Genomic DNA, 14,171 nt, shown 5'->3' on the forward strand with positions numbered 1-14,171 from the left:
TAAATGAAGGAATCGGACGTCCCCCTGGATTTTGAAGAAGAGTCCCGTCGACTCTGGAGCGAATACCACGCGGCGCGCGATGCAGACTTTGCCGGCTACGACTTCGAGGCGGTGAGCTCGAAGCTCCGATCGCTGCGCCGGAAGGCCTCGAACCGCGGATTGACCGTGATCGTTCAGCAGCTCGGCGATCTCGCAAATTACGTCTCGCTCGCGAAGAAGAAGCAGCAGACGCCCGAGCAGCGTTTGCGCTCGTACTGGCCGGCGCTCATTCCGTCGGTGATCGAGGCGGCGCTCCATCAAGCCGAGGAGGCGTTGAAGGAGAACTCCGTCCCGAAACTTCGCCGCGCCATGACTGCCTTGCGCTGCACCGAACAGCCCGAATACCTCGCGGAGATCGCCGAGGAGGGGCTCGCCGAGGAGTTCGCGCCTCACATCCCTGGCGCGGTGGAGGACGAAGGCATGCTCGTCCTCTCCGCCGAGCACGAAGCGCTCATCGAACGAGGGCGTGTCATGCTCGGTCGGCTACACGCTGCCGTCGGCGGACGGCGCGCCTAGAACATCGAGCGGTTGTCAAACCGATCGATGTTCTAGCGCCGCAAGAGCCGATCCCAGAAGGTGCGCGGGAGCCCCAGGACCTCCGCCGCATGCCTGGGGTCCACGCGGTAGGGGCTCTCCTTGCCCTCGAAAAAGCCATGCTCGGCGATCAAGTGCACGATGAGGCCGGGTCCCTCGAGCTTCGCGCCCGTGCGGCGGTTCTCGATCATGAAATCGAACGAACCCCAGGCGGTATTGGATGTGCAAAGCCAAGGGCATCGCTGATATCCGCCCCAGTGCCTCAATCGAACACGAAACCTGCCGATCACGTCACCGCCCTCTTCCCACTCTCTCTTCCGAGAGCCGAGTGCCGCACGGACGATCTCGCGAATACGGCCAGCGACATCGGCGGGGGTGACCCCCAGCGCTGCCAGCGTGCTCGCGTCCTCCTTCAGCACGTCCCCGAGGCGCTCCGCCTCTCCCAGGAATCCCGCCGTGGAGAGCACGCCCGGTCGCATCAGCTCTTCGACACGCCCCGACGTCACCAGCCAGGCCTGTTGCCACGCGACGACCGTCGAGCGCACCATTTTGTGGATTTCCTCGACGACCTTGGTCCCGAGCCCGATGGCGCCGAACCGCGGACGCATGGCCTCGGCCGCAGCGCGCTCGTCGAAGAGCATGGATAATTCGGCAAGAAACCTCGGCGGGGCCTCGAACTCGTCGTCGCCGATTTCTTTGCGTGCGAGAGCGATGTACCGCTCGACCTCGGCGCTCGTCCCCAGGTCCTCGCGGAGGGGAATCTGGAGCTGCCCGATCAAGAGGCATTCTCCGTCGCTGTCCACGATCCGCCTGCCATACACCCTGGGCCCGAGCGTCTCGAGTTTCTTCTCGGCGGCCTCGCGACGCGTGCCGAAACAAAGGATCACCCTCGATTCCAAACTCAGCCAGCGGCCGCCATGACCGCCTGCGACCTCGATCCCGCGCGCGACGGTGCGAATTTCATCGATGCGCTCCATCGAGATCTCCGCCAGAGGCAACGAGAGGGTTCCGATCAGTCGGTACTCCTTGTATGGGTCGACGTGGCTGCGAAGAAAGTCGAGGACCTCGGCCCGCTCTTCTTCGGTGAGCGAGCGAGAGAACGAGCAACCGAATCCATGAACCTCGACGCTCTCGGCCGGCTCCCCGCGGGACGCGGCGGGCTCCCCCACGAACCAGTCCATGAACCCGGGGATCTCCTCGATGTCGGAAGGGTACGTGGCCATTGCTTCCTCATCGAGTCGCAAGTCGCCCATCCGCGCCGCAAGTCCACCACCCCGGTTGAACGGCGTCGACGATGTCTTTCGCGGTCGCCAGCGAATACCCGAGCTGTGCTCGAAGATACTTGATGGCATCCACGCGCCTCTTCTCTTCGAGAATCGCCAGCATGCCCTCCCGCACTCCCCGTGGCACGCGCTCCAGCGCTTCGCGACGTCGTCGCTCGGCTTGCTCCACCAGATGTCGTTCGAGCTCTCGCGCGTCTTCTGGCGACCCGTGGGCTCTGAGGCCGGTCACGACTGCGCACAGTCCTTCGTGATGAAGGAGAACGATGGCTGGAGCGGTGACTCCGATCAGCGTGGCGTCGAAACCAAGATCGACGTCGAGCTGAACGTCATCCCATTCGTCATGTCGAACGTGAATCATTTGCAAGCCGGCCGAATACGCGGAATCACCAACGACATAAACGTCCCCGTCGACCGCCTCGATCAGCCGTTCGAGGTGCGAGGCATCTTCGGGATCGAAGGTCGCCCACGCTGGCGTCGTGCCGCACATCCGCAATGCTTCGACCATCCGGTCGGGACTCACGAGAGCCCTCTCGTCGAGAACTGCCTTTGCATCTGGCAGGAGGTCGCGTGCGCGGGACAGCACCAGAAAATAATCGACCGTCCGAGAAAGGTGTTCTGCCATGGGGACGCTCATCGCCGCAGCGTAGCCTCCTCCATCTCTGCCGCCATTGCCTTCACGGCCCTGCTGGCCGCCTCGAGCCCGATGTGAGGGTGAGCTTCACGAAAAGCTTGAATGGCCGCCATCGTCTTGCCCTCCCTCAACAACGACTCGACGCGATCCTCTGGAGCTTGCGGCGGAGCGGGCGCGCGGGCCTCCTTATAGGCCTGCGATGAGATCAGGGAGACGAAGCGGTTCGCCAGGTGCGCGAGGGCGGACGCGGGTCCTTTCTCGATGGCATTGAAATACCCGGCGGCGTCTTCTGCCAAGATCACGGTCTTGCCGGCCCTGCCCTTCTCCTCGGGCGTGGGCCGTGAATTGGACGGCTTTGGCACCGCACCCCCGATGAGCGAAAGCCAGCGAGCCTCTTCGGGCGACCCTCGGGGGACAGGCTGGCCGTTTGCGTAAAACTGCGTCTTGCCCTCCTGATGGCTCCGGATGGACCAATCGAGGAAGAGCTCGACCCGAGCTCCGTCCTGGTCCACGGCGTGAAGAACGAGAGAGCCGCCGTCCATCGCCATGGCGCCGTCCGTGAGCTGGATCGCCGTCGACAATCGTTCGCTGTCGCTGGTCACGACATCCTCCCCCTACCCTTGTAACGCGCCTTCCGACGCATCACCACTGCCATGAAGCGGGACCTACACACCAGCACAAGGTAAGTTCACCCGGATGCCTCGTCGACGAGACCCCGGAGGAGATCGGACCTCGTCGGGTGCCTGGTCGACGAGGCCCCGACGAGGTCCGATCAGGGCCGGGGTCTCGCGGACGAGGCACCCGACGGAGTCCGATCAGGGCCGGGGTCTCGCGGACGAGGCACCCGACGGAGTCCGATCAGGGCGGGGGTCTCGGCGGCGAGGCAAGCGACGGAGTCCGATCACGGCCGGGGGCTCGGCGACGAGGCAAGTAGCGGAGTCAGGAGCGGAAGCGGCAAGTGGAAGCGGCAAGCGGGTACGCACAAGATCAAGCGTCGACCACGTGACGCGAGGCGCCTCCGATCGTCGCATGCCCTCACGATGGAGGAACCCGTAGAAGACTCGGAAGCACAGAGGGACCTCGGCGCAAGCCATGAGGGATGCATCTCCCGCATGGTGAACTCGGATTCCCCGTAGAGGTTGGACGCCGATAACGCTCGCTCACGCTGTGGCGATTCGGTGTTGGGGCAGAAGGGACTTCTGCCGCACGAGCTCAAGAGTACCCAGCTGTCTTGATCTGCCGCGGACGAAAGCCTACCGTGCGAGATGAGCTGCGACGGGAGGGAGGGGCCGCGCGTGACGGAAGACGCGAACAAGGAGATGGCAGCATCCGTCGATGCGCTCGCCTGGCGAGCGCGCGTCGAGGAGCTGGAGGGGCGCGTGGTCGCGCTCGAAGCGGAGCTCGAATCCGCGCGAGGGGCGCTCGCCAGCGGACCGAGGAGTGCCGTAGAGGAGCGAGGCGTCAACCTCAACATCCTCCAGGCGCTCGTCGATCATGCCCCCTCGCCGATGTACGCCAAAGATCTGCAGGGGCGCCTCATCCTGGTCAACCAGCATTGCGCAAACTTCTTTGGAATGGAGAAGGCAGAGCTGCTCGGCATCATCGATCGGGACCTTTTTCCACCTGAGTTTGCAAAGGTCATCGAGGCGTCCGACGCCACGGTCCTCGCGACAGGGAAATCGGTCGAGGCCGAGGACACGATCCAGCACCCCCAGGGCGAACGCGTCTTCCTCACGCTGAAGTTTCCGATCTTCCACCAGGGAACCATCGTGGCGATCGGCGTGACGGCCACCGATGTTACCGCCCGCAAGCAACTCGAGACACAAGAAGCCGCAGTCCGGGACAGGATCATCGCGGCCCAGAAGCAGACGATCCGTGAGCTCGTCACGCCGCTCCTGCCGATCGAGCGCGGGGTCGTGGCCATGCCGCTCGTCGGCGCAATCGAAGGGGAACGAGCCGAGCAGATCCTCGAGACGTTGCTCGCGGGCGTCGCAATGCACGCGGCGACCATCGTGATCATCGATATCACCGGGGTCCGGGAGATCGACGAGCAGGTGGCCCAGGCGCTCGTGCAAGCCGCGCAGGCCACGCGGCTGCTCGGCGCGCAGGTGGTGCTTACCGGCATCAAGCCGGCCATCGCGCAGACCCTCGTCGACATGAACGCAGACATCACCGGGATCATCACGCGCAGCACGCTGCGAAGCGGTATCGCATATGCGCTCGGAACCATCGCGCGGCCGGGGGCAATCGCGCGCGTGGGAAAGTGAGCCCGCGTGGGTCTTGGTGACCTACATCCGGCACTTGGTGCGCGCGGGCAGCTCTGGCAGTCCCCTTTCGCCCGTCGCAAGGACATGATACGGGGCGCATGATGAACTTGTTTGAACCGAAACAAGCGAGCATTTCGATGCACCGGCGCGCGAACCATCCCCCCGTCTGGCTCTTCCTTGCGCTCATCGCGCTCCCCGCATGCGGGGGAGGGATCGAGGGGGTGCGCGCGCGCGCTCCTACGGATCTTCAGTGCGACCCACAATCCATTCAGGTGCGTCCAGCATCCCCGTCGGGGCCACCCGCGGGGCCGTACTACGCCGAAGGGTGCGACAAACTCTGGCGCTACGTGAGCCCGCCGGGCGGGAATACGGAAGGGACCGACGTGAAGGCAATCATCACGAAGCAGGCGACCTTCGATCTTTCGTGCAGCGCCGAGCAGCTCAAGTTTTCGACACTCAACGCCGATACGTTCGGCGCAGAGGGGTGCGGGAAGAAGGCGAGCTACATCCTCGATTGCCCTGTCGGCGGCTGCAAGGCAGTGCAGAACACGCAGGCCCAGTAGACGGAAAGGCGAATGGGAGGCACGGGGGCGATTCGGTCGCCATGGACGTAGGGGGCTTCGTCCAGCTCTCCGATCTCGAGCCCGCGCGGCGGGCCCACGCACGTACCTTTAGGCGGGTTGTGCGGCCGCTGTCTATCCCGCTGCGTTGCGCCATGAGGCCGCAATGGGCTAACCAACGCGAAGGCGGGGTTATGCGGCGGCGGTCTAGTTACACCGTTAGGTTGCTCGTATGGCCCCACTGTCTACTCGCCCAAATTGGTTCAAAAGCTAATTGCCGCAACGGCTTGGGTATCACCCGCTGTAGTCGCTATCACTGGAGAGCCCGAGGCGCCCTCCATTCTTCGTCGCGCTGCACGCCTTGTCTGCTTCCCAAGCATCCGATTTGCCACCGTCGTGCAGATCGACCTTTCCGGCCTCGTCCCCATCGTCATCGGCGACGGTTGAGCCTGAGCTTTGTTGCCCTGCTCGTGGTACGCTGCCCGGCAGCGTGCTTCAGGCGCTTCGGGCGTCGGCGTCAGAGAAGCTCGAGCGGAGAAATTCATGCCGTGGTACGAACCAAAGGATACGACGCCGCGTGAGCAATGTCCTTGCTGCGGGTACATAAGTCTGCCCGAGCGCGGCATGAGCCTCATCTGCCTCGTATGCTTCTGGGAGGATGACGCGTTCATCGGCAATGAATTGGATGAGTATTCCCTTTGCAACAAGATGACCCTGCGGCAAGCAAGGGCCAATTTCATCGAGATCGGCGCGTGTGATGCAGAAATGCTGGTGCACGTTCTCCCCGTGCATGACCGCGGAAGATTTCGGTACGAGCCGCTGTCGCCACCGGAGGCGGATGCGTGACGCAGCCCAACAAGCGCCTGCTGTCGACGGCGCTCTGCGCCGCGGCAGAAGCTTTCGTTAGCCTCTTGCGAGAGGCTGCTCGATGAAGCTGACGGCTGAGCAGCAAGCCCTGGTTGGCGAGGAACTGTCTCGGTATCTCGAGTCGACAGATTCGCGCAAGATGGTCGCTGATCTGGTCGATGCCGCCCGGGAGGCCTCAGCTCTTCCGGTGTACGCCGACATGGGCGGGGCCTTGCTGATCACCACGGAGGGCGATGTTCTCATCGTCTCGACCAACCAAGTGTGGGATCGGAACGCCAAATGGGAGACGGAGGCAGATCCCCAGTGGCGCCTTTTGGCCCGGATCGCTGCCAGCGAGCGGTATCCCCAACTCAGCTTCCTCCGGCCGACGCGTCCCGTGAGCGCCGTCGATTGCGAGGCGTGCAACGGTACTGGTAGCGTTGAGTTCTCTGGGTGCGCTGCTCGTTGTGGCGGATGCTGGAGCACCGGATGGATCGAAGTGCCGGAGGCGAACCCGCCGCCGACCGGCTCCGCCGGCGGCTGAGCGTCAACGTTCTAGAGTCACGAGGTTGTCGACGATGATGTCGGATACGTCCACCAAGCTCGTTACCACCGCAATTGCGAATCATGCCCGGTTCAAGGACGTCGCGGCCGAGCTCGAGCGGCGTACGCCCGATGCCGACGCTGCCAGCGCTCTTGTAGAGGCCTATCGCGCCGAAGAGGCCCCGCCCTGGCTGGCTGCGCACCTTCTCGGTTGCATCGGCCACGAGCTTGGTTACGCCACAGTACGCGAGATTCTATTGAATGCACCGGGGATGCTCGCGGAGAGCTACGCCGGTCCCGCGCTTGCGAAGATCCTTGGAGAACGGGCTCTCCCGGATCTCTGCGCCCTCCTTCGCGATGCGCCCAAGCAGATATCTCGCGAAGGTGCCGCCTACGGCCTAAAGCGCCTCGGGCCTCCGAGCGCGGAGGCGGCTCTTCTCGAGGCTGCTACGACGGGGCGCATTCGTTGGCAGACCGCCGCGAGCCTTCTCGCTGATATTCCCATCGCGCCACGGCGTTTGTGCGGACTGTTGCGCTCGGGCGAGGTTGTTCAATTGCGACTTGCCACGGAGATTGTTTGGGTGGCACTTCGTCATGCCAGGAGCGGTCAGAATACATGGATATACGATGTTGCCGCAGAGCTGGAGCCGATGATTCGCGACGTACTCGCGAATCCCGCTCTGAGCATGGCTCCACGAAAGCGCACGGGACTGGAAGCATGGGTGTCTCGTGGGCTATAGGCGCGATGCATATGGCGCGCCTATTGCTCCCGCGTCCGCAGCACAGCCCAGCGTTCGACCCGCAGGAAGCTCATGAAGATATGTCGAGGTGTCGGGAACGTATCCACGCGTGACGCACGAGGAGTACCTCCGTCGTCGCGAGCAGTTCCTCGAGCGCTGCACACACGAGGGTAGCCGCTCGACACGCTGACTCCCTCGACACCTCCCCGCTCGGCCGGCTACCCTCGCAAGCCATGCGCCTCGTCAAGGACCTCTCGCTCCCCCTTGCCGCGACAACCCCCGTTTTTCCCGGCGATCCACCCCCGGAGTTGCGTCCCCTCGCGCGCATTCGTGACGGCGCCCCGCTCGACGTCTCCAGCCTCCACCTTCACGCCCACGTCGGCACCCACCTCGACGCGCCCTCCCATTTCCTCCTCGGCGCGCCGGATCTCTCCGCCTTTCCGCCCGACACCTTCGTCGGCCCCGCCTTCGTCGTGGATCTCGCGCGCCTCCCCAAGGACCGCATCGAGGCCTCCGACCTCGGCGACCTCACCCGCATCCCGCGCCGGAGTCGCCTCCTCCTCCGCACGCGCAACAGCGCCTGCTGGCATGGTCCTTCTCCCGCTGTCGACCTCGCCTTTCTGGATCCGCAGGCGATTGACGCGCTGCTCGCTCGCCGCCCCGTCCTTATCGGATTCGATGCCTACAGCCTCGACCCTCTCGATTCCACGACCTTCCCCGCCCACACCCGCCTTGCGACCGCGGGGCTGCCCGCGCTCGTCGCGCTCGATCTCGATGGCGTCGCGACGGGCAGCTACACGCTCGTTTGCCCGCCTCTGCCGGTCGCACTCGAGGCGAGCCCCGTGCGCGCGCTGCTCTTCTCGCTTTGATGCAGGAAGTGGAACCGCTGGGATCCGGTCTCCGGGCTCTACGATGCACCCGTGAGCGGCAGCGTCGTGCTCCCGACCCAATCCGGTCGGGTGCTGTTCATCGACGGTGCCCCCACCTGCAACTGAATGTCCCGGTCCAAGCGCGGAGCCAACCGCCGCGGGGAAACCCGGCTGTTCATTGACATCCGCTACAAGACGAAAGACGGACAGCCGGCAACGTACCGCAAGGATGCCCAGGTCCATAGCGCTCCTCGCACCGTGCCGTGCAGCATCGCCTGCGTGCGCCTCGGGATATCCTAGGCAATCGATTCCAGCTCATGCACCTCGTCGGCTCCTTTAGCCATACCTTCCACACGGAACAGGCCTTGCTTCGTGAACGGACATGTGACGGATCGGATCACGATCGATGCGCCCGGCAGAATGCAGAGCGCATAGGTCGACGACGATCACGAGCACTCGAAAAGGAGACGTGACATGAAATCAGCAATGATACTCGGAATCGTTTGTGCGGCGCTGTCCATGGTCGCCGGCGCTTCTGCGCTGGCCAACGACCTCGAACTGCAGGCGTACGAGACGGGATCGGACGCAGCGAACGACTTCTGCCGCGATCTGCGCTACGAGGGGGTGGGGACCCTTGCGAGCATCTTCGGGAGCCTCCCTGAGCCGGAGCCCATCACGGAACGGTTCCGAGCGGCCTGCCGCCGGGGCTACGACGATACCATCGACAACAACGCGGCCTGCCAGGAGAGGATCCGAAGGGCAAGCGCGTATAGCCGTATGTGGCAGGCGCGTAGCGACGCTTGCTCATAGTCCCCTGCGGATCCCGCGAGCATGCGAGGGATGCGGCGACATGTATGGCGCGGGCATCTGCCCGTACCCCGATTGTATCTCGCGGTCGACGCACACTCCCGTTCTTCGCGTTCGTCCCGTCTCCTGCCATCCGCTAACCATCCGTGTCCCAACCCACACACCTGCCAACAGCACCGTCCAGTTCTTGCTCGCCCGCCCTGCCATTGACGTTCCGTGCCCCTCGTTCGTCTGTACCCGTGCCGTCAATTTACAAGGCAGGCATACCATGCGAAATCTGACCCTCGGTGACCTCAGGCTCTCGCTCCGTGATCTCCTCGATACTCGCGTCGACGAATTGCGCCTTTCGAAGACCGGCAAGCTCTACGAGCCGCGCCTCCGCAAGAAGCAAACCGAGATCGAATCCATCCCCGATCCCGCGCTCACCCAGGCCCCCCTCGCCGCCGAGCTCGCGTCCACCGACGGGCTCCACGACGGGCTTGGCACCGCCATCCATTACGTCTGCCTTGCCGTCGAGGCCCACCCCATGCTCGCGCCTTCCAAGAAAGACGCCGCCAAGCGCATTCGCGAGACCTTCATCCCCCAGCTCGCCGTTCTGCGCCGTCCTTATATCGACGAGGCCGCCGCGGCGCTCGATTCGCGCAAACAGCTCGACGCCCTCGAACCCGATCTCACGGCCATCACCACCCCTGGCGGCGGAAACCTTTTCGCCTGGGCCACGGACTTCCTCGCCGCGGGCGATTCGATCGATTCCCTCCTCCGCGAGCGCGCCAAGCTCCTCGCGTGCGCCGAGAACGCCGCGAGCACCGCCCCTCTCCGCGCCTCGACCCTCGGCCTCCTCGGCCGCTTCCGCGACGCGCTCCGCGACGAGCTCGAAGAGGAAGCCTCCCTCCTGCCCGCCAACTACGAGGCCTCGCTCTTCGCCTACATCGACAAGCTGAGCGCCGACCGCGCGCGCGCCGCCATGCAGAGCGGAGCCCCGTCCGAGGACGCACCCCTCCCCGCCCAGGCTTGACAAGCCCGCCCAATCGGATCTAGGCGCCGGCCCCTCAGCCCTTCGCCGACTTCGAGGACTTCGCCGGCGCCTTCGCCGCAGGCTTCGCGGGCTCTTCTTCCTCGTCGTCCTCTTCTTCGTCCTCGTCCTCGTCCTCGTCGTCCTCGAGGTCGCTCTCGTCCTCGTCGTCGCTCTCGTCCTCGGCGAGCCGCGCCGCGCGCGTCTCCTCGTCCTCACCGAACAGCGACGGCCCGCCCGCCGCGCCGTGCTCCGCGACGAACAGGTCGGCGATCTCGAGCAGCGCCGCGATCTTCTCCTCGCGCACCGTCCCGTAGATCGAGAGCGCCATGGCCTTCCCCTCCACGCGCACCCACACCTCGCCCGACTCGCACAGAAGATCGCGCAGCGGTCGCGTCAGCCACTTGCCGATCGCTTTCGCCACCGCCGTTGATCCCTCGACGACGTACGCCTCCATGAACTCCGGGTGCTTGCGGAACTGGATGCCCGTGTTCGGCGCGGGTTTGCCGTCCACGACCAGCAGCGGCCGCGCGGTGAACGCGGGGCCCGCCTCCTCCAGCGCCACGATCACCGTCTGGTGATCGCTGCTGCCCGCGACGTCTCCCTGGACGAACCGCGCGTAGGCCACCTTCGGCACGATCTCGTAATCGCCGAGCAACTTCCCGCCGCCCGCGAGCTCCGCCACCGGCCCGAGCACGGGCGGGAGGTTCCCCACGCGCTTCGGACGCGTGTCCTTGCCCTTCTTCTTTTTCGCGCCCGCCGCCTTCGCCCGGGCCTTGCCTTGCCCGGTCCGCCGCGCGCCGAGCGCGTCACGCCACGCTTCGATTGCCGAAAGTGCTCGCTTGTCGACCTGCCCCGTGAGCACGAAGATGAGCCCCGCGGCGATCGGCGCGACGATCCACAGCCACCACATGGCGGCGGAGCCTAGTCCGTCTTCGGGATTTTTCCCACAGGATCGAGGCGAGCCGATCTCCCCCGCGGGAGGTGAAACGAAGCGCCGTTTCCGTTACCGTAGACCCCAAAGCTCGATGCCGCAGTCCTCGCTCTACTGGCTCACCCTCATCGCCCTCGGCCTCTGCGTGATGCTCTCGCTGCTCCGGCGACAAACCGTCGCGCGCCTCAAAACCGCGCAGCGGCAGCTCCTCGATGAGCGCAAAGATCGCGAGCGCGCGACGAGCGAGCTCATCCACCTGAAGTCCCAGCGCGCCGCCGCCGAGAAGGAAGCCGAGGCCGCGAAGAAGGAGGCCGAGGCCGCGAAGAAGGAAGCCGAAGCGGCCGCCGAGGCGAGGCAGAAGCTCGAAGCGAGCGAGGCCGAGGTCGCGCGGCTCGCAGAGGAGCGGGACGCGGCGCAGAAGCTGCAGGAAGAAGCGAAACGCGCGCTCGAAGCGAAGGCCTTCGAAGGCGACGTCGCGCAGAAGACCATCGCCGAGCTCGCCCGGGTCGCCGAGGAAGGTCGCAGCGCAGCGGCCGCGAGCGAGCAGAAGATCAGCGAGCTCGCGAAGGCCGAGAGCGCCGCGCGCGCCGAGGCGGTAGCCGCCGCGAAAAAGCTCGCCGACGTGGAGCGGCAGAAGAAGGCCGCCGAGGAGGGGGCCGTCGCCGCGAAGAAGCAACTCTCGGAGATCGAGGCGAAGCTCTACGAGCGTGAAGCGGCCGCGAAGGAAGCCCAGGAGAAGGCCACGGCCCTCGAAGCCGAACTCGGAAAAGCCCGCGAAGAAGCAGCGAAGACGCCCGCCCCCGCGGCCGCAGCGGCGAGCGGCGGCGGCGCTGGGGATTTCATCGCGGCGCTCGATGGCGATCCCTATCTGAACCGCGGTCAGAAGGAGACGATCCGTATGACCTACAACCAGTTCACGGCGAAGAAGCGATCGTCTTGAACCTCGTGGTAAGGGTCTCCGCGTGACGAGCGTCCTCCCCAGCCTCCTCGGCGTCATCCACCTCCCGCCCCTGCCCGGCAGCCCTCGATCCGACGGCGATCTCGGCCCCGCCGAAGAGCGCGCCTTTCGCGAGGCGGAGCTGCTCGTGGCCGCCGGCTACGACGGCATCGTCATCGAGAACTTCGGCGACGCGCCCTTCTTCCCCGGCCCCGTCCCGCCGATCACGATCGCGTGCATGACCGCCTGCGCGCGCGCCGCGCGGGAAGGCAGCAAGGGCCTCTTCCTCGGCGTGAACATCCTGCGCAACGATGCCGACGCCGCGCTCGCCGTCGCCGTCGCCGCACACGCCGACATGATCCGCGTCAACGTGCACACCGGCGCGCGCGTCACCGATCAGGGCCTCGTGCAAGGCGCCGCGCACCACACGCTCCGCACGCGCCGCGCGCTCGCGGCCGATCGCGTCCGCATCTTCTGCGACGTCGACGTCAAGCACTCCGCGCCCCTCGCGCCGCGCCCCATCGAAGAAGAAGCGCACGACCTCGCCGAGCGCGGTCTCGCCGACGCCCTGCTCGTCACGGGCAGCGGCACCGGCCGCGCCGCCTCCGAGGCCGATCTCGACACGGTCTCGCGCGCCGTCTCCGTCCCCGTCTACGTCGCGAGCGGCGTCACCACGGAAAACCTCGCCGCCGTCCGAAAAGCCCACGGCATCATCGTCGGCTCCGCGCTCCGCGCAGGCGGTCGCGCCGGCGCTCCGATCGATCGCGACCTCGCCGCGCGCTTCGCCGAAGCTTTCCGCGCCTCGCGTCGATGACGATCCGGCCTCCGCGCCGCACGTTCCTCGTCGCCGTCACGCTCCTCGCGCTCGCGCTCCGGCTCGTGTGGAACCTCGTCGTCCACCCGCCGTCCGAGCACCTCTACTCCGACATGGCGGGTTACTTCGAGCGCTCGACCGCGCTGCTCGACGCCCCGCTCCGCAAGGACCCCTCCGCCGCCTTCTTCCCGTACGGCACCCACGTCCTGCTCGCCCTCGTCCGCGCCGTGTTTGGCCGGGAAAACCATGCCGCGCCGGCCGTCCTCTACGCGCTCCTCGGCGCCTCGCTCGTGCCGCTCGTCTCGCTCCTCGTGGAGCGGATCGGCCGCGGCCGAATGGCGCCGCGGATCGCCGCGCTCGTCGCTTGCTTCTATTATCCGTGGATCTCGCTCGGTGGATACTTCCTGAGCGAGCTGCCCTTCACAGTCTGCGTCACCGCCGCCGCGCTCTTTTCGGTTCGCCTCGCGGATACGGGGCGCGCGCGTGACGCCTATCTCTTCGGCGCGGCCGTCGCGCTCGGCGCTACGTTCCGCCCGCAGATCCTGCTCTCGCTCCCCTTGCTTTTCCTCGTCTGGCTCGCGCGCCGCCGCGCCTTGCCGCGCATCCGCCCCGCGCACCTCGCGCGCGCCCTCGTGCCCGTCGTCCTCGTGCTCGCCGTCTCCGCCGCGCGTTTTCATCACCACGTGGACCGCGTCGGCCTGATCTCCGCGAACGGCCCGCTCAATTATGCGTTCGGCCGATGCCACGCCGTCGACATCGAGGCGCGCACGCGTGGCTACTACGCCTCGTTCGGGCCGCCTCCGATGGGCTACCTCGCCTATCGCGACAAGAAATACCCCGATGCGTTCGTCCGGCTCGATCCTGCGTTCGGCGTGAGGCTCACCGTCCAGGGCACGATGTGGAATGACGGCCCGTTCTACGCGCTCGCGCGGAAGTGCGTCGCGACGACCGGTCTCCTCCGGCAGGCGCGATACGCCCTCGGCCACGTGGTGCTGCTCTGGGGCTACAATATCGTCTGGCCCGACTCGGGCACCGACGACTATCGCCGCCCCATGCGGCGCGCGATCGATCTGCACAACGTGCTGCTCCTGCCGCCGATGCTCGTGGCCTTCGCCGCCTCCGTCCGCCGTCACCTCGCGCGGCACGCGCTCCTCTCCGCGCACCTCGTCGCGCTCGTGCTCATGGCGATGGTTTACTTTGGAGACGTACGGTATCGCGTACCCTACGATGGCATCGTGATCGCCCTCGCATTCGACGGGTACGCGCGCGTGCTCGGGTGGGTCCGCAGCATCCTGTCGCGCAGAGCCCGGGTTTGACGACGGGGTCGTGCGTCTCGACGATGCAATCTTCACGCG

15 protein-coding genes are annotated in these 14,171 nt (G+C 66.1%); 11 read left to right on the plus strand and 4 right to left on the minus strand.

All coding sequences use genetic code 11. From position 1 onward, the window contains the following. Nucleotides 1-3: 3 nt before the first annotated feature. The gene (locus tag KEG57_RS04815) at nt 4-555 is read left to right on the plus strand and encodes a hypothetical protein (protein WP_272417755.1); all 552 of its coding nucleotides are present in this window, start codon (nt 4-6) and stop codon (nt 553-555) included. A gap of 32 nt (nt 556-587) precedes the next feature. On the opposite strand, the gene KEG57_RS04820 is transcribed toward KEG57_RS04815, so the two are convergent. The 3 genes from KEG57_RS04820 to KEG57_RS04830 are packed head-to-tail and all read right to left on the minus strand — an operon-like array spanning nt 588 to nt 3,089. Then, nucleotides 588-1,796: a hypothetical protein gene (locus tag KEG57_RS04820; RefSeq protein ID WP_272458189.1), complete on the minus strand. Its 1,209-nt coding sequence runs from the start codon at nt 1,794-1,796 to the stop codon at nt 588-590. A gap of 7 nt (nt 1,797-1,803) precedes the next feature. Then, entirely contained in the window at nt 1,804-2,490 is a 687-nt protein-coding gene (locus KEG57_RS04825) for a hypothetical protein (protein ID WP_272417753.1), read from the minus strand. Then, nucleotides 2,487-3,089, minus strand: coding sequence for a hypothetical protein (locus KEG57_RS04830; protein ID WP_272458190.1), 603 nt, complete (start codon nt 3,087-3,089; stop codon nt 2,487-2,489). Before KEG57_RS04830 ends, KEG57_RS04825 begins: the two co-directional genes overlap by 4 nt. A gap of 693 nt (nt 3,090-3,782) precedes the next feature. On the opposite strand from KEG57_RS04830, the gene KEG57_RS04835 reads away from it, so the two are divergent. From KEG57_RS04835 to KEG57_RS04865, 7 genes are all read left to right on the plus strand, one after another. Continuing rightward, the gene (locus tag KEG57_RS04835; RefSeq protein WP_272417751.1) at nt 3,783-4,754 is read left to right on the plus strand and encodes a PAS domain-containing protein; all 972 of its coding nucleotides are present in this window, start codon (nt 3,783-3,785) and stop codon (nt 4,752-4,754) included. 98 nt (nt 4,755-4,852) lie between these two features. Further along, nucleotides 4,853-5,317: a hypothetical protein gene (locus KEG57_RS04840; protein ID WP_272417750.1), complete on the plus strand. Its 465-nt coding sequence runs from the start codon at nt 4,853-4,855 to the stop codon at nt 5,315-5,317. Between the two features lie 540 nt (nt 5,318-5,857). Further along, the gene (locus KEG57_RS04845; protein WP_272458191.1) at nt 5,858-6,160 is read left to right on the plus strand and encodes a CPCC family cysteine-rich protein; all 303 of its coding nucleotides are present in this window, start codon (nt 5,858-5,860) and stop codon (nt 6,158-6,160) included. A gap of 82 nt (nt 6,161-6,242) precedes the next feature. Further along, nucleotides 6,243-6,704 carry a hypothetical protein gene (locus KEG57_RS04850; protein ID WP_272458192.1) on the plus strand — a complete coding sequence of 154 codons (462 nt, stop codon included), beginning with the start codon at nt 6,243-6,245 and terminating at the stop codon, nt 6,702-6,704. A gap of 25 nt (nt 6,705-6,729) precedes the next feature. Then, nucleotides 6,730-7,443 (plus strand): hypothetical protein, encoded by a 714-nt coding sequence (locus tag KEG57_RS04855; protein ID WP_272458193.1) that lies wholly within the window; start codon nt 6,730-6,732, stop codon nt 7,441-7,443. Nucleotides 7,444-7,676: 233 nt separating this feature from the next. Further along, a complete protein-coding gene (locus KEG57_RS04860; protein WP_272417746.1) occupies nt 7,677-8,312 on the plus strand; it encodes a cyclase family protein in 636 nt (211 codons plus the stop codon). A 1,075-nt stretch (nt 8,313-9,387) separates the two neighbouring features. Beyond that, the gene (locus tag KEG57_RS04865; RefSeq protein ID WP_272417745.1) at nt 9,388-10,134 is read left to right on the plus strand and encodes a hypothetical protein; all 747 of its coding nucleotides are present in this window, start codon (nt 9,388-9,390) and stop codon (nt 10,132-10,134) included. Nucleotides 10,135-10,168: 34 nt separating this feature from the next. On the opposite strand, the gene KEG57_RS04870 is transcribed toward KEG57_RS04865, so the two are convergent. Continuing rightward, nucleotides 10,169-11,044 carry a hypothetical protein gene (locus tag KEG57_RS04870; protein ID WP_272417744.1) on the minus strand — a complete coding sequence of 292 codons (876 nt, stop codon included), beginning with the start codon at nt 11,042-11,044 and terminating at the stop codon, nt 10,169-10,171. 115 nt (nt 11,045-11,159) lie between these two features. Between KEG57_RS04870 and KEG57_RS04875 the strand changes: the two genes are divergently transcribed. The 3 genes from KEG57_RS04875 to KEG57_RS04885 are packed head-to-tail and all read left to right on the plus strand — an operon-like array spanning nt 11,160 to nt 14,132. Next, the gene (locus KEG57_RS04875; RefSeq protein WP_272417743.1) at nt 11,160-12,005 is read left to right on the plus strand and encodes a coiled-coil domain-containing protein; all 846 of its coding nucleotides are present in this window, start codon (nt 11,160-11,162) and stop codon (nt 12,003-12,005) included. A gap of 22 nt (nt 12,006-12,027) precedes the next feature. Then, a complete protein-coding gene (locus tag KEG57_RS04880) occupies nt 12,028-12,816 on the plus strand; it encodes a BtpA/SgcQ family protein (RefSeq protein ID WP_272417742.1) in 789 nt (262 codons plus the stop codon). Continuing rightward, a complete protein-coding gene (locus KEG57_RS04885) occupies nt 12,813-14,132 on the plus strand; it encodes an ArnT family glycosyltransferase (protein WP_272417741.1) in 1,320 nt (439 codons plus the stop codon). Before KEG57_RS04880 ends, KEG57_RS04885 begins: the two co-directional genes overlap by 4 nt. Nucleotides 14,133-14,171: the final 39 nt, after the last annotated feature.

It is taken from the genome of Polyangium jinanense (assembly GCF_028435365.1).